This window comes from Deltaproteobacteria bacterium, assembly GCA_029860075.1.
Taxonomy (GTDB): Bacteria; Desulfobacterota; JADFVX01; order JADFVX01; family JADFVX01; genus JAOUBX01.
This window is the reverse complement of the sequence record JAOUBX010000023.1, coordinates 15,278-33,752: the sequence shown is the minus strand read 5'-3', so window position 1 is coordinate 33,752 and position 18,475 is coordinate 15,278. Positions and strand designations below refer to the sequence as shown.

Below are 18,475 nucleotides of genomic sequence, written 5' to 3'. Positions count from 1 at the left end.
CATCTCTCCCCAGCCTGCAACAAGTCAATTCATCTTAATCCCGGTCAAGGCTTTCTATGGCGGTCCGGGCCTTCACTTAATATTTTATAAGTAAAAAAGTAAAAAAATAGAAAAAAAAGTAAAAAACTGTTAATATAGTGGCATCAGTCAAACACGATTAAATCTTTAAAGAAGCTGCCGTCTGTTTACCTCTATGAGATATTTTCCGATAAAACGATTCAATAGAGGACTCATATTCAAGCTTGGTGGGGGCTTGCTCCTTCTGCTTATCATCAAGCTCATGATGATCGGTGTCGGTATTTATTCCGCCGGGCACCTGTCAGGTGATGCAAGGGCTATTAACTGGGCGGGCAGCGAGAGAATGAGAAGCTACAAGATGGCTTTGCTCATTAACAAATGGCTGGATGCTGATAAAGAAGACAGGGCAGTCCTTCAGCAGAAGATCAACGAGGAGATTGCAAGATTCGATGATATTCTAAAGTATTTGAGAGAGGGGGAAAGAGGCAGAGGGCAAAACAGATATGAGGAGTCAGACACCTTTCTGTTCTTTATGAATTTTAACCCCCTCTTTAAAAAGTTCCTGAACCTTCCCGGTATTTATGAGCCCGAACTTAAGATCCATGTAGAAAAAGTTCACCAAATGTGGAAAAAAGAGATCAAACCTCTTATCCTCGGTATTCTCAATCCTCACAGTATCGTACCCCCTGCCGATAATTACAAAAAATTCGATCATTTATTAAACAGTTTTGTCGATGAAGTCGATTTGCTCGTGGCTCTTCTTGAAGACTCCTCCAACAGAAAGGTAAAGCTTTTTAAGCGGCTCCAGTACGTTTTTCTCATTCTTACCCTTATTGTTACCCTTATGGCCCTCTATGTTATTTTTCTCGTAACAAAAAAGTCTGTTCATGGTCTTATGGAAGGGATCAGGGCAATGACGGCCAGTGATTTTTCCAAAAGAGTTTCCATCATTTCCAAAGACGAGATGGGGGAGCTTGCCGTGGGCTTTAATTTTATGGCGGAAAAGCTGGAAGAGCTTTATGGTAACCTGGAAGGGAAGGTGAAGGAAAAGACGGTTGCGCTGGAGCAGAGAAACAGGGAACTTTCCATTCTATATGATATGGTTGCTTCTCTAAATAAGTCCCTTCCCATTGATGAACTTCTGGACATCTTTTTAACGAAACTGAAAGATTACCTGGGGATTCACAGCAGCGCTATCAGACTCGTTGATGAAGATGGTTCCGTCAGGCTGGCGGCAAGTATCGGCCTTGATGACGGGTTTAAATCGAATATTGCCTTTGGTGAATGCCTTTGCGGGACCCTGGTCCAGGATGAGCCCCGCCTTCCCTGGGAGTTGAAAGTAGTGCCCAAAGAGATGAGATTCATGGATTGCAAGGATTGCAGTTACCGTACCGTTGTTGAGATTCCTATTAATTACAGAGGTAAGTTGCTTGGGCTTGTCAACCTCTTCCAGAATGAGATAAGGGAGTTTTCCGATCAGGAGAAGCTCCTCGCAGAAAGCCTGAATAATCACCTCGGCGCGGCCATTGAATATTATAACCTGGATGTGAAAACGAGGAAGCTTGCCATCATAGAAGAGAGAAATATGCTTGCCAGTGAACTTCATGACAGTATTGCCCAGGCCCTGGCCTATCTGAAAATTCAGGGGAGTCTCCTTGAAGGATCTATCAAAGCCAGGGATTATGAGCAGGCGCTTGAAGATTTGGCGCAGATCAGAAAAGGGATTGAAAAGTCCAATGCCGATGTGCGGGAACTGCTGGTTCATTTCAGGACAAAAATTGATTCGGAAGGTATAGAGTCGACTATCAAGAAATTTCTTTCCCGCTTCAGGAGAGAGACAGGTATCAAGACAGTCTTCAGGGCCGATTCCGATATACCGCCCTTGTCGCCGGGAGCGGAAGTTCACCTCTTTCACATCGTCCAGGAGGCGCTCACCAATGCGAGAAAATACTCGGAAGCGACGGAGGTGAAGGTAACCGTAAGAGGAAACGGTAATTTCGGTGTTACTGTTGAGGACAATGGAAAGGGTTTTTGTTTTGAGGAGGTAAAATTGCGGGGGCCTTCTCATGTGGGCATAGATATTATGAAGGAAAGAGCAATTCGTCTCGGGGGAGAACTGTCTGTTGAAAGTAAAATCGGAAACGGTACGTGTGTTAGCCTGAAAATGTGCTGATGAGTTGATAGGGAATACCGATAGGGAGGAAGCTATGGATAGAATAAAAGTTTTGCTTGTTGACGATCATACACTCTTCAGGGATGGTATGAAGGCGCTTCTTAGCAGGCAGGAGTCTGTTGAGATAATCGGTGAGGCCGGCAGTGGCGCCGAAGGAATTGAAAAAGCGCTTGAACTTTCTCCTGATGTCGTTCTTATGGATTTGAATATGCCTGATATGACGGGTATTGAAGCTATCAGGAAAATACTTGAAGTAAAGCCTGAAACAAAGATACTCATGCTTACCGTCTCGGAAGATGATGAAGACCTTTTCAATGCTGTCCGGGCAGGCGCAATGGGCTATCTCCTGAAAAATGTTGAATCGGAACGCCTGGTCAGTTCCGTCCAGCAGGTTGCCCGCGGTGAAGCTACCGTATCAGCGGCGCTGACGGACAGGATATTTGCCGAGTTCAGGGCCATGTCGGCGAGGGCACAGAAAAGTGAAAATGAGACACAGAAAGACCTGCTCAGTAATCGTGAAAAAGAGATCCTTGTTCATATCAGTCGCGGAGAGAGTAATAAAGAGATTGCTAACGTACTCTGTATTGCTGAAAGCACGGTAAAGATCCATGTGCAGAATATTCTTAAAAAGCTTAATCTCAGCAGTCGCGTTCAGGCTGCCGTTTATGCTGTTGAACAGTCTCTTGTGCCACCGAAGAAAAATTAAGCCCTCCTTCCCCGTCGTTATTAACCTGAAAAGGGCGGTTTAACGACAAAGCTCAAAGAGCAGAGAAAAATCAAAAAACAGGGAAATGCCTTGATAGCGGGAGGCGCTAAAGTATCCTGATGAACAAAGGTCTCTTCCTCCTTTTATTTAACCCTCTTTACCCGTCTTATCTTCAGCCGGGATCTACTCATTATTGATTAACAGTCCTCACGAATAGTACTAAAGTACTATGTTTTTTTAGTTCTTCTTTTTTAAGAATTTATTTATTCCGGATAATAGACTTTCTTCTCTTCATGGGAGTAATATTGTGATGCTCGCCTTTTTGCGAGTTCGATGAAAATTATTTTTCAATTTATTTATATACAATTAAATTTAGAAGGGAGGGTTTTGAAAGTATGAAGGTTATGATTTGTTATGATGGTAGTGATGTTGCTCATGAGGGCCTTGAAAAGGCCATTGAGTATTTCAAGCCTCAAAAACCTGAGATTATCCTGCTGACGGTTACCGGCGAAGCGCTGGATGCCAGCATGGAGAATGAAGAGGTTTTTGAGAAGCTTGAAGAGGAACAGCACAGTGTTCTCAAGGAAGCGGCGGAATGGGTTGCTTCCCACGGTCTCGATGTTGATGCCGTTCTTGCTGAAGGGAAACCTCAGCAAATGATTATGGATGCCATAGATAAAAAATCACCGGACATAGTGGTTATTGCCAGGCAGAGAAAAAGCAGGTTTATGCAGCATTTTCTCGGCAGTATAAGCGCTTACCTTGTTCGTCATGCCCCGTGTCATCTCATGATTATGGGACCTGACTGGAAGAAATAGGTGTCCACGTTTTTTATAACTATGGTTTTAGTTTTTAAATCCAATTAAGGAGGAAATATCCAAATGAAGGTCTCAGATCTTTTTAAGGTAAAAAATAAGGAAATCAGGGCGTTGCACCTTACATGGATCGCGTTCTTTATTACCTTTTACGTATGGTTTAATATGGCGCCGCTGGCAACGACCATGTTGAAGGAACTTGACTTTTTAACCAAGAAGCATCTCAAGCTCTTTGCCATATGCAATGTTGCATTGACAATTCCCGGCCGTATTCTCGTTGGTATGCTTCTCGATAAATACGGACCAAGGAGGGTTTTTTCAATACTTATGGTTGTTATGTCAATACCGGCGCTCACTTTTGCATTCGGTAATTCGACAGTTCAACTGCTTGTTTCACGTCTCGTGCTCAGTGTGGTCGGCGCCGGTTTTGTTGTCGGTATCCATATGACGGCTCTCTGGTTTAAGCCGAGAGATATCGGTTTTGCCGAAGGCTTTTATGCCGGCTGGGGTAACTTCGGTTCTGCGGCTGCCGCTTTGACGATCCCCACCATTGCATTTAATGTCTATGGCGGGCCTAATGGCTGGCGTTATGCCATGGCGACAACGGGTGTAATTATGGCTGTTTATGGTGTCTTTTACTGGTTTGCCATTGAGGATGGTCCTACGGGCAAGATGATGCACAAGCCGAAGAAAGTAGCTGCCATGGAGGTCAGTTCCTATTTTGATATGTTCAAATATATCCTTTTCACCATTCCGCTTTTCGGCATACTGTCTGTTCTTGTCTGGAAGCTGGGTAAACTGGGCTTCCTCTCCGGTGGTGGACTGATTGCAGCCCATTGCGTTGTAGCGGGTGTCGTTCTCTATCAGATAGCACAGATCCTCCGGGTCAACCTGCCCATACTTAAAAAGGGTGTGCCTGAAGATGACCGATATAACTGGAATCAGGTGGCTTCACTTAATACGACCTATTTCTGTAACTTCGGCGCTGAACTTGCTGTTGTTTCCATGCTTCCCACCTTTTTTGAGGAAACATTTACACTGACGCCCACATGGGCTGGTGTCATTGCGTCGTCCTTTGCCTTTGTTAACCTCATTGCAAGACCTTTGGGTGGTGTTTTGTCTGATAGCCTGAACAGCAGAAAGCTGGTCATGTGTCTCTACATGCTCGGTATCAGCCTCGGCTTCACAGGCATGGGCTTTATCACTTCCGGCTGGCCGCTTGCGCTTGCTGTTGCCCTTACTATTGCTTGTTCCATGTTTGTTCAGGGAGCGGAAGGGGCCACTTTCGCCGTTATTCCAACCGTTAAGCGCCGCCTTACGGGGCAGATTTCCGGTATGGCCGGAGCTTACGGTAATGTTGGCGCTGTTTTTTATCTCACTGCGCTTACTCTCGTTGAAAGCAATACCTTCTTCTTTGTTGTCGGTGGCGGGGCTTTCTTCAGTTTCCTCTTCTGTTCAATTTTCCTCAAAGAGCCTCACGGCGCCTTTGCTGAAGAGTATCATCTCTCCTCTGTTGATAAGGAGCAGATGGCGGAAGCGGGGCATTAGTTTTTTTATTAGCCGCACCTGCAGCCGGTCTGCGGGTGCGGCTTACTGCTTTTGTTTGTATTCATTATTGAATGCATTGTTTGGTTGGTTTTGTTTTGCCTGTCAGGAAGGGTTGAAGGAAATTGTTCCCTGAGGGTCTGTCGTTTCTGTCAGGTGAAAAACAGGTTGAGTGGACTAGTTCTTTTGGCTTAGTTTTTTGTGAGGAATAGTTCCTGTGTAGGGTTTTTGACCTAAGCCTTATTTTATGGAAATTTACATACTTTGGCGAGTTGACTGGGCTTGGTATTAAGTGTATCCTCCTTCAACCTGATAGAAATAGTGATTTTTAAATTGCAGCATTTATTTAATAAAAAATAATTATTTGAGAAAGGAAAGGTTATGGCAGATTTACATGATTGGAGAGTTGAGGACCAGGAATTCTGGGAATCAACGGGAAAGAAAATTGCGAATAGGAACTTGTGGATTTCTATTCCGAGCCTGCTGGTTGGTTTTTCAGTATGGCTTATGTGGGGGATTTTGGCAGTTCAGATGATTAACCTGGGGTTTACCTTTGATAAGTCACAATTATTCACCCTCGGTGCGATAGCTGGTCTTACGGGTGCAACGCTCAGAATACCGAGTTCCTTTATGATCAGAATCGCAGGGGGCAGGAATACTATTTTCCTGACGACGGCATTCCTGATGATACCTGCATTCGGAGCAGGTGTCCTTATGATGAATCCTGATACACCGCTTTGGAAGTTTCAGATTATGGCACTTCTTTCCGGATTCGGTGGAGGAAACTTTGCTTCTTCCATGAGTAATATCAGTTTCTTCTTCCCAAAGAAGGTTCAGGGTATGTCTCTCGGTTTAAATGCAGGACTTGGTAACTTCGGTGTTACTACCATGCAGGTTCTTATTCCGCTTTCAATGACAGTCGGTTTCTTCGGACTTACCGGAGATTCTCTGACACTCGTTAAAACAAGTGGAACGCTTATCGGAAAGATCCCCGTCGGTACCGAGTCATGGATCCAGAATGGTGGGTTCGTATGGCTCATCTTCCTTGTGCCGCTCGCCTTTTTTGGATGGTTCGGTCTGAATAACATCCGGACCGAGGCAGTGTCTCCAGATATCGGTTCTACGGCAAGTGCCTTTGGAAAAATTATCGGTCTTTTGCTTATCGGATTTGCCACAGCAATCTTCGGTCTTACTCTCCTCCTGAAGTTCAAGGTGAGCAAGTGGATCGTGGTGCCCGTCGTTATCTTCCTGACAGTTATGGTGATGAAGGCAATTCCGGGCTCCATCAAGCCTAATCTTCAGCGGCAGTTTAAGATCTTTAATAACAAGCATACATGGGTCATGACAGTTATCTACATTATGACCTTTGGTTCCTTTATCGGATACGCCGCATCATTCCCGCTCTGTATCAAGGTTATCTTCGGCTTCAAGCATGTGATCGTTGACGGAGTTATGACGCACAACCAGGCTAACCCTGACGGACCGAGCGCCCTTTCATACGCGTGGATGGGACCATTCATCGGTGCACTAATCAGACCTGTTGGTGGTTGGATCTCTGACAGGATGGGTGGAGCCTTCATTACTCAGATCGTATCTATCGTGATGATTCTGTCCGCGCTTGGTGCTTCCTACTTTATGGCTGCTGCTTACAAGTCGCCCACACCGCAGGATTACTTCATGCCATTCTTCATTATCTTCCTGGTTCTCTTTACAGCGACTGGTGTCGGCAATGGTTCAACCTTCAGGACGATCGCCATGGTCTTTGATGAGGAGCAGGCCGGTCCTGTTCTTGGTTGGACTTCCGCTGTTGCTGCTTACGGTGCCTTCATTATGCCTAAGGTTTTTGGTGAGCAGATCAAGGCGGCTACTCCGGAATATGCACTTTACGGATTTGCGGCATTCTACTTTGTGTGCCTCATTTTAAACTGGTGGTATTATCTCGGGCCAAAGGCAGATGTCAAGAACCCATAATTGTTCCAGGCTATATTAACGTTTATTTAGTGGAGGGCGCCGGCTTAGCCGGCGCCGTCCACCTTTTTTATTCGGCAGAAAAAATAATTAGGGAGAAGGAGAGTTTTGTATGAGTCATTTTTTGGATAGGCTGAAATTCTTTGACAAGGTGGTTGGCACCTACTCCGATGGCCACGGTGTTGTGACCAGGGAGGATAGAAAATGGGAAGATTCCTATCGTAATCGCTGGCGATTCGACAAAGTCGTTCGTTCTACGCATGGAGTTAACTGTACCGGCGGATGCAGTTGGAAAATTCACGTAAAGAGCGGTCTTGTTGCTTTTGAGATGCAGCAGACCGACTACCCCCGTACCAGAACAGATATGCCGAATCACGAGCCGAGAGGCTGCCAGAGGGGCGCAAGTTTCTCATGGTATCTTTACTCGCCTCACCGTATCAAGTATCCCCTTATCAGGGGAAGACTGGTTGAACTCTACCGTAAAGAGCGTGAGTCAGGAAAAGACCCGGTAGAGGCCTGGACGGCTATTCAGCAGGATCCTGAAAAGCGTAAGCGCTATACGGCGGTCAGGGGACTTGGCGGTTTTGTAAGATCAAGCTGGGACGAGGTTAACGAGATTATTGCTGCGGCTAACGTTTACACGGCAAAAAATCACGGTCCTGACAGGGTCATCGGCTTCTCGCCCATTCCGGCCATGTCTATGCTTAGTTATGCGGCCGGTTCACGTTATCTTTCACTTATCGGTGGTCCCTGTCTTTCCTTCTACGACTGGTATTGCGACCTCCCGCCTGCGTCACCGCAGACCTGGGGTGAGCAGACCGATGTTCCCGAAGCGGCGGATTGGTATAACTCAAAGTATATTATCGTCTGTGGCGCAAACCTGCCCATGACGCGAACACCTGATGCTCACTTTGCCGTTGAATCGAGATATAACGGAACGAAGATTGTGTCCATGGCGCCTGACTACGCGGAATATGTCAAGTTTGCCGACCTCTGGATGCCTGTAAAGCAGGGTACCGATGCGGCCGCATTTCTTGCAATGGGGCATGTTGCGCTCAAGGAGTTTTACATTGAGAAGCAGGAGCCTTATTTCCAGGAGTATGCGCAAAAGTATACCGATTTTCCTGTCCAGGTAATTCTTAGAAAAGTGGACGGCGGCTATACGAGTGACAGAACGCTTAGAGCTTCCGACTTTAAAGACAATATGAAGCAGGATAATAATCCCGAGTGGAAAACTATTGTCTATGATTCAAAATCAAAGTCCTTTGTTTGCCCTAACGGATCCATGGGATTCAGGTGGGGTGAAGAAGGCAAGTGGAATATTCTGCCTAAAAACAGTGTAAACCAGGAAGAAATATCGGCAGAGCTCTCCTGTATCGACAATAAGGATGACGTTGTTGCAGTCGGATTCCCGCACTTTACTCCCGGTGAAAAGGACCTTCTTTTCCGCAACGTTCCTGCAAGGAAAATAAAGCTTGCCGGTGGTGAAGAAGCTTATGTAACGTCCGTCTTCGATCTTCAGGTTGCACAGTACGGTATTGACCGTGGTCTTGGTGGTGATAATGTTGCCAAGTCTTACGATGATGATAATGTTGCCTATACGCCTGCATGGCAGGAGAAGGTAACCGGTGTTAAGCGTGCCGACATTATCCGTACCGGTCGTGAGTTCGCTGATAATGCTGCCAAAACGAAGGGTAAGTCGATGGTTATCCTCGGCGCCGCTATTAACCACTGGTATCATGCAGACATGAACTACCGCGGTATTATGAATCTGCTTCATATCTGCGGTTGTGTCGGTCAGTCAGGTGGCGGTTGGGCCCACTATGTGGGTCAGGAAAAACTTCGTCCCCAGGCAGGTTGGGCGCCTGTAGCTTTTGCACTTGACTGGGCACGTCCGCCAAGGCATATGAATGGAACCAGCTTCTGGTATTTTCATACCGATCAGTGGCGTTATGAGACCATTAATGCTGATGCGCTTCACACGCCTGTTTCAAAAGGTAAATACAAGGGATACCAGTTGGCTGACTATAACGTTGTAGCACAGCGTCTTGGATGGTTGCCATCGGCGCCTCACTTTAACAAAAATCCAATGGACATAGTTGATGAAGCGGAAAAGGCCGGCGCAAGCGATGAAAAAGGTGTTGCAGAGTACATCGTAAAGAACCTCAAAAGCGGTGATATTGCCTTTGCCTGTGAAGATATCGATGCACCTGAAAGTCATCCTAAAAACCTCTTTGTCTGGAGAGCCAATCTGCTCGGTTGCAGTGCAAAAGGTCATGAATACTTCCTCAAGCATCTTCTCGGCGCACAAAACGGCGTTCTTCAGGAAGGTGTTGCAGGAAAGGAAAGCAAGGAGATCACATGGCGTGATGAGGCTCCTACAGCCAAGCTCGATCTCATGGTAGATATCAACTTCAGACTTAATTCCACCGGTGCATACTCTGATATCATTCTTCCTACTGCCACATGGTATGAGAAGAATGATCTCAATACGACGGATATGCATCCCTTCATTCACCCGCTTTCTGAAGCCGTTGATCCGGCATGGGAGAGCAAGAGTGACTGGCAGATCTTCAGAAGGCTTTCTAAGTCCTTCTCTGAACTGGCAGAAAAGCATCTCGGTGTGAGGAAGGATGTTGTTGCTCTTCCCATGCAGCACGATTCACCTATGGAGATTGCCCAGCCTTTCGGTGTTAAGGACTGGAAGAAGGGTGATTGTGAGCCTGTTCCGGGAAAAACACTTCCTATCCTGAAAGTTGTCGAGCGTGATTTTGCCAATACCTATAAGAAGTTTAACGCCCTTGGACCTCTCATGGTCAAGGCCGGTAACAATATTAAAGGTATGGACTGGAATACGGAACTCGAATATGAGCAGTTGAAAGACATTAATAGAACTATTAATGAAGAGGGTATTACGAAAGGAATGCCTTCACTTGAAGATGACATTTCTGCTTGTGAAGCCGTTCTCCAGATGGCGCCTGAAACCAACGGCGAGGTTGCTCACAAATCATGGCATGCGCTCAGCAAGAAGACGGGCATTGATCACAGTCATCTTTATGCAGGACGTCATGAAGAGAAAATTCGCTTCCATGACATCCAGGCTCAGCCCAAAAAGATTATCACGGCGCCCACATGGAGCGGTATTGAGTCTGAAGAGGTGAGTTACAATGCTGGGTATACCAACATTCATGAGCATATCCCTTTCAGGACGCTCACGGGACGTGCTCACTTCTACCAGGATCACGATTGGATGCTCGATTTCGGTGAAGGTTTCTGTGCTTACAGGCCCCCTATGGATCTCCAGCATCACAAGTATGTTCCTGATCATGTGAAAGACAAGAAGCATGTCACGCTTAACTGGATTACACCGCATTCCAAGTGGGGTATTCACAGCACTTACCAGGATAACCAGAGAATGCTTACCCTTTTTAGAGGGGGTCCTTACATCTGGGTATCTGAAATCGACGCCAAAAAAGCCGGTATCGAGGATAATGACTGGATAGAGGCCGTTAACAGCAATGGCGCTACGATGGCCCGTGCCGTAGTAAGTCAGAGAGTTCCCGAAGGAATGGCACTCATGTATCACGCCCAGGAAAAGAACGTCAACGTTCCCGGATCGCAAACAACCGGCAAGCGGGGCGGAATACTCAACAGTGTTACCCGAATCGTAGTTAAACCGACGCATATGATAGGTGGTTACGCCCAACTGTCTTACGCATTTAACTATTACGGAACAATAGGTTCACAGCGTGACGAATATGTCCATATCCACAAAGTTGAGGATAAGGATGTTGACTGGCTGGAGAGGCCGCTTACCGATGAGAGGGAAGCGCAGCCACATCCTCCGGGAATTAATAATTAATCACGTTTCTTGAATCTGCTGACTACTAATAGAAAGAGGAGAATGATATGAAAATCCGAGCACAAGTTGCCATGGTCCTTAATCTGGACAAGTGCATAGGTTGCCATACTTGTTCGGTAACCTGCAAGAATGTATGGACTAACAGAAAAGGTGTTGAATATGCATGGTTCAACAATGTTGAGAGTAAGCCCGGTATCGGTTACCCTAAAGAGTGGGAAAACCAGGATCTCTGGAAAGGTGGCTGGGTCAAGCAGGGAGGCAAGCTGGAGTTGAAGGCCGGTGGCCGTCTTTCCAAGCTCTTAAGCATCTTTGCCAATCCCAATATGCCGCAAATCGATGATTACTATGAGCCTTTTGACATGAATTATTCTCACCTCCAGAAAACGCCGCTTCTTGAGGCGGCTCCCACTGCGCGCCCTCATTCACAGATTGACGGCAGCAAAATGGAGAAGATTACCTGGGGACCCAACTGGGAAGATGACCTTGCCGGCGAATTTGAAAAGCGTTCCAAGGACAAAAACTTCGATGGAATCCAGAAGCAGATGTATTCAGAGTTTGAAAATACATTCCACATGTATCTTCCCAGACTTTGTAACCACTGCCTCAATCCGGCCTGTGTCGCATCGTGTCCTTCAGGCTCTATCTACAAGCGTGAAGAAGACGGTATCGTCCTTGTTGACCAGGATAAGTGCCGTGGCTGGAGAATGTGTGTAACCGGTTGTCCCTATAAGAAAGCCTACTACAACTGGGAGTCGGGCAAGGCGGAAAAATGTATTGGCTGTTACCCGCGTATCGAGTCCGGTATGCCGACTAACTGTGCCGAGTCCTGCGTTGGAAGAATTCGTTACATGGGCGTCATTCTTTATGATGCCGACAAGATCGGTAAAGCTGCAGGTACTGATTCTGAGAAGAGCCTTTACGAGGAGCAACTCTCCATGTTCCTGGACCCTAATGACCCCAAGGTTCAGGAACAGGCCAGAAGGGAAGGAATTCCCGAGAGCTGGCTTACTGCGGCCCAGAAGTCGCCTGTTTACAAAATGGCTGTCGAGTGGAAGATCGCTTTCCCTCTTCATCCGGAGTTCAGAACACTGCCTATGAACTGGTATGTGCCACCCCTTTCTCCGGTACAGAGTCAGATCGATCAGGGAAATCTCCCGACCGAATCAGACGGCGCTATTCCCAAGGCGGAAGCGCTCAGAATGCCGCTTCAGTACCTTGCCAACCTCCTCACTGCCGGTGATGAGGCGCCTGTACTGGCTGCCATCCGGAGAATGCTTGCAATGAGAAGCTATCAGCGTTCTATCAATGTGGAAGGTAAGGTAAATACGGCCTCTCTCGATGCAGCGGGTATTACTGAAGATCAGGCCAAAGAAATGTACCGCTATCTTGGCCTGGGGAACTATGAAGACAGATTCGTTGTTCCAACGGGCCATGAAGAGTATATGCAGGAAGACTATTATGCCTTCCAGGGCCAGAATGGACTGACTCTCGGTAACTCCAGCTCTACCGGTATGGGTGATTCATCACTCTTTCCGACAAAGAGAGAGCGATCCGAAGTTCCCGTTGAGTTTGTTTCTGCCAAGCGTAAGTAAGGACAGAGGTTATAAATGCTTATATATAAAATTCTTTCTCGATTAATTGATTATCCTGACCAGGATTTAAAGGATAATATCCAGACCTTGAGGGAACTTGTCAAAAATGAGAAAGATGTTGCCCGGGCGGACCATGAAGCCATCAATGACTTTCTTGATTTTGTGGAAAGCAAGAGCCTCATCGAGCTTGAGCAGAACTATGTCCAGACCTTTGACAGCAGGCCGGAAACCAGCCTTCACCTGACTCATCATCTCTTCGGAGATGATGACAGGGGGAGAGGCCCGGCCTTGATCAACCTTGGTGAGCATTTTAAAAAATCAGGACTCACCCCTGCAAAGGGTGAACTCCCCGATTATTTACCGCTTATACTTGAGTTTATCGCAACGCTTGAAAAAGAACAGGCTGGTGAATTTCTCGGTGAAGCAGTGAAGGTCCTTACTGTACTGGCTGATAATCTTGAAAAGGAAAAAAGTCCCTATGCCCCTCTTATTCGTATTGTTGAGAGGCAGGGGGAACTCTACAAAAAAGCCGCTTAAGGCGAACAAAATTAACTTCTTAAAGATTAAGAGGAGGTATAAAAATGTTAGATTTCTTTTATGGCGTATATCCATACATAGCGCTAACCGTTTTTGTATTGGGTAGTATTTTAAGGTTTGACAGGGAGCAGTATACCTGGAAGAGTGATTCCAGCCAGCTTCTTTCAAACCAGGGGGTCTGGTTGCCAAGCAATCTTTTCCATATAGGTGTACTGGCTATTTTCGGAGGTCATCTGGTGGGACTGGTTACACCTCACGGTGTTTTTCTTGCCCTCGGTATTTCTGATATGACTCACCAGTATGTAGCCATCATTGCCGGTTCCATTTTTGGGTCCATCTGTTTCCTCGGCGCTTTTCTGCTCTGGGTCCGCAGACTGACCAATGCAAGAGTTCTTGCTAACAGCAGAAAGATGGATATTTTCATTATTACCTGGCTGGTCCTGACCGTTCTTCTCGGTCTTTCAACCATTCCATTCTCTTACGGACATGCCTCACAGGGTGATGCCGGTGTCATGATTTCTCTTGCCAGCTGGGTACAGAGTGTTCTTACTCTCGGTGCTAATCCCGAGCTTCTCCAGGGAGTTGATGCAGTATTCCTCGTTCATATGTTCTTTGGTATGACTGTATTCCTGCTCTTCCCTTTCTCAAGGCTTGTTCATGTCTGGAGTGTGCCCATTGGTTACCTTGGCCGTGCTTACCAGATCATGAGAAGAAAGCAGGTTGCGGCCCGTTAATTTAACGAGCTTCTCTTAAAGCTTTTACTGGCGCCCTTTCATTCAGGAAGGGCGCCTTTTTTTTGTCATAGAATAGATAGGGCGCCAGGGAAAAAAATCGATAGAACAGGGATGACGCAGATATTCTAACTCTGAACCTATTACTTTCTCTGCAATGTGAGCGCCCTCTGTTGTAGACCCTTGAGCGTTTCGACCTGATTAGCATGTGCTTTTATTCCTTTTTTATGCTATTAAATAATCTATCTTCAGAATTAGTCAAAAGCCTAAAAAGCAGAGCATTAGTCAAATTAAGATTATGAGATTAATAAAAAAATATATGGGCTCCTTCTTGTTTTTATTTATTATTTTAAATGCAAGTCTGTCATTTGCTGATTGGGTGGGACCAACCACTGTTATTAAAGGGCCCTGGGGGAGAGGACTAACAGAATTTGGATATAAATCGGGGATAATGAAAGATAAGTTTCCTGTAAAAATTCATATTCTACCTGATGACAGAATCATTATTGAAGACTGGCTTAATTACAGATTCAAGATATTTACAATGAATGGGGAATACTCAAAAAGTTTTAGTACATTGTATGACATGGTTGTAATAGATGCCGATAGATTAGCCGGGTTTTATTGGGATACAAAAGCTTCAAAGCCCAGGGCAGGTGTCTATAGCATAGACCGGCGAAAATGGCTTTGGATTGATAAAAGAACTGCTTATAATTTTAATACTTCAGTACTTGAAGTCGCAAATAAAGCAATTTATGTATGGAATGCTGAGGAGGAAAAAGGTTATAACTACTCAATTGAGGGTGAACTGCTTCAAACCTATTCAGAACAGCCTTTGGCGCTGGGAATAAAGAGCAGCCGGCGCGAAGGACCTGTAATAAAAACGACCTTATCCTATTCCGATGAAACCTACACGATTTTTGCCAAAGAGCCTGTTGAGGTAGACTATCGTGATGAAAACCGCTTCCTTTATTATATTAAAATATTTGTAAATGCGTCGGGCGACCGTATCAGACAGGTTTATCGGTACGACATTTGCGGTAAGGAAAAAGGAATGCTTGAACTGCCTCTTTCCATGTATGAGCCTCAACCTGGATCGATGGGTAAATCCATACCGGTTGCAGAATATGGAGACCCTGTTGTTTCACATTCCGGTGATGTTTATACTTGGATGCGATCCAAAAAGGAGTACAAAATTATTAAATGGACCTGGGTCGATAAACAAAGTGATCCCAAAGGCGGCCCCGATGAGCCGCAAGAGGTTCAGGCCGTGCCTACCGTTTCCGGTGTTTTCCTCACATGGAAGCCTGCGCCCCAGGATCCCGGTTGTGTAAAAGGTTATGAAATCCGGAAGGCTTCTTCGCTGGATGGTAATTACAGCAGCGGTACTATTGTGCCGGGCAATGCCAGGCAATCATACATTTTCAATGACAGTTCTGCAACGTCAGGCGCGAGGTGGTATTACCGTATTCGCTCCCTTTCGGATATGGGCAATTCCGCTCATGTTGAGGTGAATGCGGCTATGCCCTAATGGGACGGGGAGCCCGGTCTTAAAGATTTTTTCATCTCGCGCAAAGTCGCAAAGGATTGGAGTGAAAATAATAAGCCTATTTATCTACAGAACGTACAGAATTTACAAAAATGGGAATCCTTTAAAATACTGGACCGCTTATTTCGTCCCTAAAATGAGGCTTTTAAGGACAAAAAAAGAGGTTATTTTAGGAGATTTTTTCTTCAAATCCAGTGCTTGACTTGGTCCGACCTCACTGCCCCTACTTTCTTATTTCCTCTCATACTTTTCCCTTGTTTATAAACCAAAGGGATTCCCGCTTAAACAATGCGGGAATGACACAATCTTTTGAAAAGTTTCGTCGTTGCAGGAAGCATATACAATATTTCCCGCTTTGTTACAAAAGGTTTTTAGGGCTGTTGCAGGCTGCAGGTCAGGGCTTGCTAAAGATGTAATTTACCAGGTTAACGTAACTTGAGATGTATTCTCTATTTTCCTTGCTGATACTTATAAATTTCATAACCATGCCCGGCATGATTTCAGGGAGGAGATCCGTCCGTCCTGATGTTGTCCAGACGACTTCACATTCGGCCTCTATGTCCGCTTTTATCCCTGCAATATTAAAAATAATTTTTACCACATTTCCAACATGGAGAAGGATGTCTCCCTTAATATAGATATCTTCTTCACTAATGACATAGGCATAGCCTTTGTGGGGACTGTTCTCTATGGCATAGATTACTTCCGTGCTGATGGGCGCTTTTTCATATTCCCTTACGTCAACGCCGATAAATTTTCTTACTCTGTCGAGAACGGTTGCCTTATTGATAGGCTTAACAATAAAATCATCACAGCCTGCCTCTTTGCATTGCTCCCTGTCTGCCGTACTTACAGAATGGGTGACTATGACGATGGGAATGTCTTTTGTCAGGGGATTTTCCTTGATTTTCCTGCAACATTCATCACCTCTCATCTCCCTCATGTATAGATCCATAAGGATCATGTCAGGGCGATCACTCTCTATGATCTTAAGGGCTTCAACGCCGTTGTTTGCCGTTATAACATTACAGTCAGTCCTGTTGAAGAAATCCTTCTCGACTTCAAGAAAAAAATTTGAATCATCAACAAGAAGGATTTTTTTCCGTTTCTCATTGCCATTTATCATTTGCTTGCCCTCACTTTGAACTGTTCATGGGAGCTTTACTATAAAAAAGCATAACATATAATGCTGAAAGAGCAACCCTTGATGAAGCGGGCTTTTATACATTCCATAATGAGGACGTTATAATCAGATAATAGCTTAAAAAAATAGCGTAATTATCAGTCGGTGCAGGTCTGAATTTTAAAAAATTACGGTGGAGGTGACAAGTTTAAGGCTCAAAATCTGTGTTAATCGGTCAAGTCCCTGGTCTATGGCTCTTTCTGTGTTTATTCTGTCATGACCGTGGCTCAAGAGTTTACATTCCTGTTGCTCATGCTATATTATGTAGAAATATATTTTAAGGGAACTTTTAAAAATACGATGGCTGCCGTGCTAAAGGCGTAAAAAGTGGCTCAAAATGTTTATTTACTCCATGTAAACGGCGTTTTTTCGTCCTTTTCGCCATGTTATCATCAACTCCTTCGAATTTTTAGAGATACCTTTAAGTTTTGTTATTTCGAATGTGCCTGAGAAATCCTCTTATTTGTTTCTTTGGCGAAAGATTTCTCCCTGTGGTCAAAATAATATCTCATAAAAGCAGATGAGTGAAAAAATTACACGCAGTGAATTTTTAAAGAAGCTTTTTGGTGTAGCCGCTGAGGAAGTGGGCAAGGCCGTTGACCGGAAGGTGGCCTCTATGGCGCCAAAGGGGATACGTCCTCCCTGGTCACAAAGTGAGACGCATTTTTTATCTACCTGTGAAAAGTGCGGGGGCTGCGGTGAAATTTGTCCCCAGGGGATAATCCGTTATTTCAACAGCAGGGCAGGGCTTGCAGTCAAGACGCCTTATCTCGATTTTAAAGACGCTTACTGTACCTACTGCGGGGAGTGTGTCAAGGTTTGCCCCTCAGGGGCGCTTAACTTCGAAAATGGAACTAAAGACCTGGGGCTGGCGCGGATAAGCGCGGGCCGCTGTGCTCCCGCTCATGAGGCGGGCTGCGCTTATTGTGTTGATAATTGTCCGGAAGATGCCGTTATTATGAGTGATGCGGGCTTTGCCAGGGTAGTGGAGAGTGATTGTAATGGTTGTGGGGCTTGTATTGCCGGGTGTAAGGGGGAGGCCATCAGGATAAGGATAAGTAAATAGCAATGATTACCAAGGTTTTAATTCCCCCACTATAGCAAAGGGGAGTGAGGGGGGATTTGAATATTTAGGGATTGGAAAAGCGATAAAGAAAAAAGCCACACCTTCTGATGTGGCTTTATAAATTCAAATTACTCGATTTTCTCCGCCAACTCAGCGTCCTCTGCGGTAAATAATTCAGCCGACGATTTCAGCTCTTTCGAAGAGGGACTTGAGTTTATAGCCCTCTTTTTCAATATTCTCCCTGCCACCTTCACAGCGGTCGACGAGTGCGAGGATGAGGGCCGCATTAAGGCCTGATTGTTCAGCTCTTTTGACGGCCTTGAGAGATGAGCCGCCGGTGGTGACTACGTCTTCGACGATGACGACTTTTGAGCCTTTTCTCAGGTTTTTCGTCCCTTCCAGCCACTGGCCCGTACCGTGGCCTTTGGGTTCCTTTCTGATGATAAAAGCAGGAAGCGGTTTGCCTGCCTGATAGCTTGCAATGGAGACGGCTGTAGCAATAGGGTCGGCGCCGAGCGTTAATCCGCCTGCCCCTTCAATTTTCTCATCCAGGCGGTTAATGATCTCATACATGAGTTTGCCTGTCAGATATGCTCCTTCAGCGTCGAGGGTGGTCTGTTTGCAGTCGATGTAAAAATCACTTTTTCTACCCGATGCCAACGTTACTTCACGTTTTTCATAGGACTTTTCCCTGAGGATATTAAGAAGCCGTTCTCTTTCCATATTAGTC

General features: G+C 45.6%; 13 protein-coding genes. 11 read left to right on the top strand and 2 right to left on the bottom strand.

The genetic code is table 11. The features are described 5' to 3' along the window. The first annotated feature begins 193 nt into the window (after positions 1-193). The 10 genes from OEV42_08910 to OEV42_08865 all read left to right on the top strand — a co-directional run bounded on the left by OEV42_08910 (position 194) and on the right by OEV42_08865 (position 15,478). On the top strand, positions 194-2,191 hold the full coding sequence (locus tag OEV42_08910; protein MDH3974382.1) for a histidine kinase: 1,998 nt from the start codon (positions 194-196) through the stop codon (positions 2,189-2,191). A 34-nt stretch (positions 2,192-2,225) separates the two neighbouring features. Next, entirely contained in the window at positions 2,226-2,897 is a 672-nt protein-coding gene (locus tag OEV42_08905; protein MDH3974381.1) for a response regulator transcription factor, read from the top strand. A gap of 395 nt (positions 2,898-3,292) precedes the next feature. Beyond that, entirely contained in the window at positions 3,293-3,715 is a 423-nt protein-coding gene (locus OEV42_08900; protein MDH3974380.1) for a universal stress protein, read from the top strand. Between the two features lie 63 nt (positions 3,716-3,778). Further along, positions 3,779-5,260, top strand: a complete 1,482-nt coding sequence (locus tag OEV42_08895; GenBank protein MDH3974379.1) for an MFS transporter — start codon at positions 3,779-3,781, stop codon at positions 5,258-5,260. Positions 5,261-5,638: 378 nt separating this feature from the next. Next, on the top strand, positions 5,639-7,228 hold the full coding sequence (locus tag OEV42_08890; GenBank protein MDH3974378.1) for an antiporter: 1,590 nt from the start codon (positions 5,639-5,641) through the stop codon (positions 7,226-7,228). Between the two features lie 109 nt (positions 7,229-7,337). Then, a complete protein-coding gene (locus tag OEV42_08885) occupies positions 7,338-11,087 on the top strand; it encodes a nitrate reductase subunit alpha (protein ID MDH3974377.1) in 3,750 nt (1,249 codons plus the stop codon). Positions 11,088-11,134: 47 nt separating this feature from the next. Continuing rightward, positions 11,135-12,679 (top strand): nitrate reductase subunit beta, encoded by a 1,545-nt coding sequence (gene narH, locus OEV42_08880; GenBank protein MDH3974376.1) that lies wholly within the window; start codon positions 11,135-11,137, stop codon positions 12,677-12,679. Positions 12,680-12,694: 15 nt separating this feature from the next. Continuing rightward, on the top strand, positions 12,695-13,216 hold the full coding sequence (gene narJ / locus OEV42_08875; GenBank protein ID MDH3974375.1) for a nitrate reductase molybdenum cofactor assembly chaperone: 522 nt from the start codon (positions 12,695-12,697) through the stop codon (positions 13,214-13,216). 38 nt (positions 13,217-13,254) lie between these two features. Continuing rightward, complete coding sequence (gene narI / locus OEV42_08870; GenBank protein ID MDH3974374.1) at positions 13,255-13,950, top strand: respiratory nitrate reductase subunit gamma; 696 nt, start codon at positions 13,255-13,257, stop codon at positions 13,948-13,950. 448 nt (positions 13,951-14,398) lie between these two features. Then, positions 14,399-15,478 (top strand): fibronectin type III domain-containing protein, encoded by a 1,080-nt coding sequence (locus OEV42_08865; GenBank protein ID MDH3974373.1) that lies wholly within the window; start codon positions 14,399-14,401, stop codon positions 15,476-15,478. 412 nt (positions 15,479-15,890) lie between these two features. Here the strand turns inward: OEV42_08865 and OEV42_08860 are convergent, their stop codons facing one another. Then, positions 15,891-16,622, bottom strand: coding sequence for a response regulator (locus OEV42_08860; protein MDH3974372.1), 732 nt, complete (start codon positions 16,620-16,622; stop codon positions 15,891-15,893). 577 nt (positions 16,623-17,199) lie between these two features. Between OEV42_08860 and OEV42_08855 the strand changes: the two genes are divergently transcribed. Next, positions 17,200-17,745 (top strand): 4Fe-4S dicluster domain-containing protein, encoded by a 546-nt coding sequence (locus OEV42_08855; protein MDH3974371.1) that lies wholly within the window; start codon positions 17,200-17,202, stop codon positions 17,743-17,745. Between the two features lie 174 nt (positions 17,746-17,919). On the opposite strand, the gene pyrE is transcribed toward OEV42_08855, so the two are convergent. Then, complete coding sequence (gene pyrE / locus OEV42_08850; GenBank protein ID MDH3974370.1) at positions 17,920-18,468, bottom strand: orotate phosphoribosyltransferase; 549 nt, start codon at positions 18,466-18,468, stop codon at positions 17,920-17,922. Positions 18,469-18,475 lie beyond the last annotated feature (7 nt).

Bases quoted from the DNA above. Each gene is read 5' to 3' on its own strand.
- OEV42_08855 (MDH3974371.1), top strand. From the start codon at position 17,200: ATGAGTGAAAAAATTACACGCAGTGAATTTTTAAAGAAGCTTTTTGGT.
- narH (MDH3974376.1), top strand. From the start codon at position 11,135: ATGAAAATCCGAGCACAAGTTGCCATGGTCCTTAATCTGGACAAGTGC.
- OEV42_08905 (MDH3974381.1), top strand. From the start codon at position 2,226: ATGGATAGAATAAAAGTTTTGCTTGTTGACGATCATACACTCTTCAGG.
- OEV42_08900 (MDH3974380.1), top strand. From the start codon at position 3,293: ATGAAGGTTATGATTTGTTATGATGGTAGTGATGTTGCTCATGAGGGC.
- pyrE (MDH3974370.1), bottom strand. From the start codon at position 18,468: ATGGAAAGAGAACGGCTTCTTAATATCCTCAGGGAAAAGTCCTATGAA.
- OEV42_08890 (MDH3974378.1), top strand. From the start codon at position 5,639: ATGGCAGATTTACATGATTGGAGAGTTGAGGACCAGGAATTCTGGGAA.
- OEV42_08865 (MDH3974373.1), top strand. From the start codon at position 14,399: ATGAAAGATAAGTTTCCTGTAAAAATTCATATTCTACCTGATGACAGA.
- OEV42_08895 (MDH3974379.1), top strand. From the start codon at position 3,779: ATGAAGGTCTCAGATCTTTTTAAGGTAAAAAATAAGGAAATCAGGGCG.
- OEV42_08860 (MDH3974372.1), bottom strand. From the start codon at position 16,622: ATGATAAATGGCAATGAGAAACGGAAAAAAATCCTTCTTGTTGATGAT.
- OEV42_08885 (MDH3974377.1), top strand. From the start codon at position 7,338: ATGAGTCATTTTTTGGATAGGCTGAAATTCTTTGACAAGGTGGTTGGC.
- OEV42_08910 (MDH3974382.1), top strand. From the start codon at position 194: ATGAGATATTTTCCGATAAAACGATTCAATAGAGGACTCATATTCAAG.
- narJ (MDH3974375.1), top strand. From the start codon at position 12,695: ATGCTTATATATAAAATTCTTTCTCGATTAATTGATTATCCTGACCAG.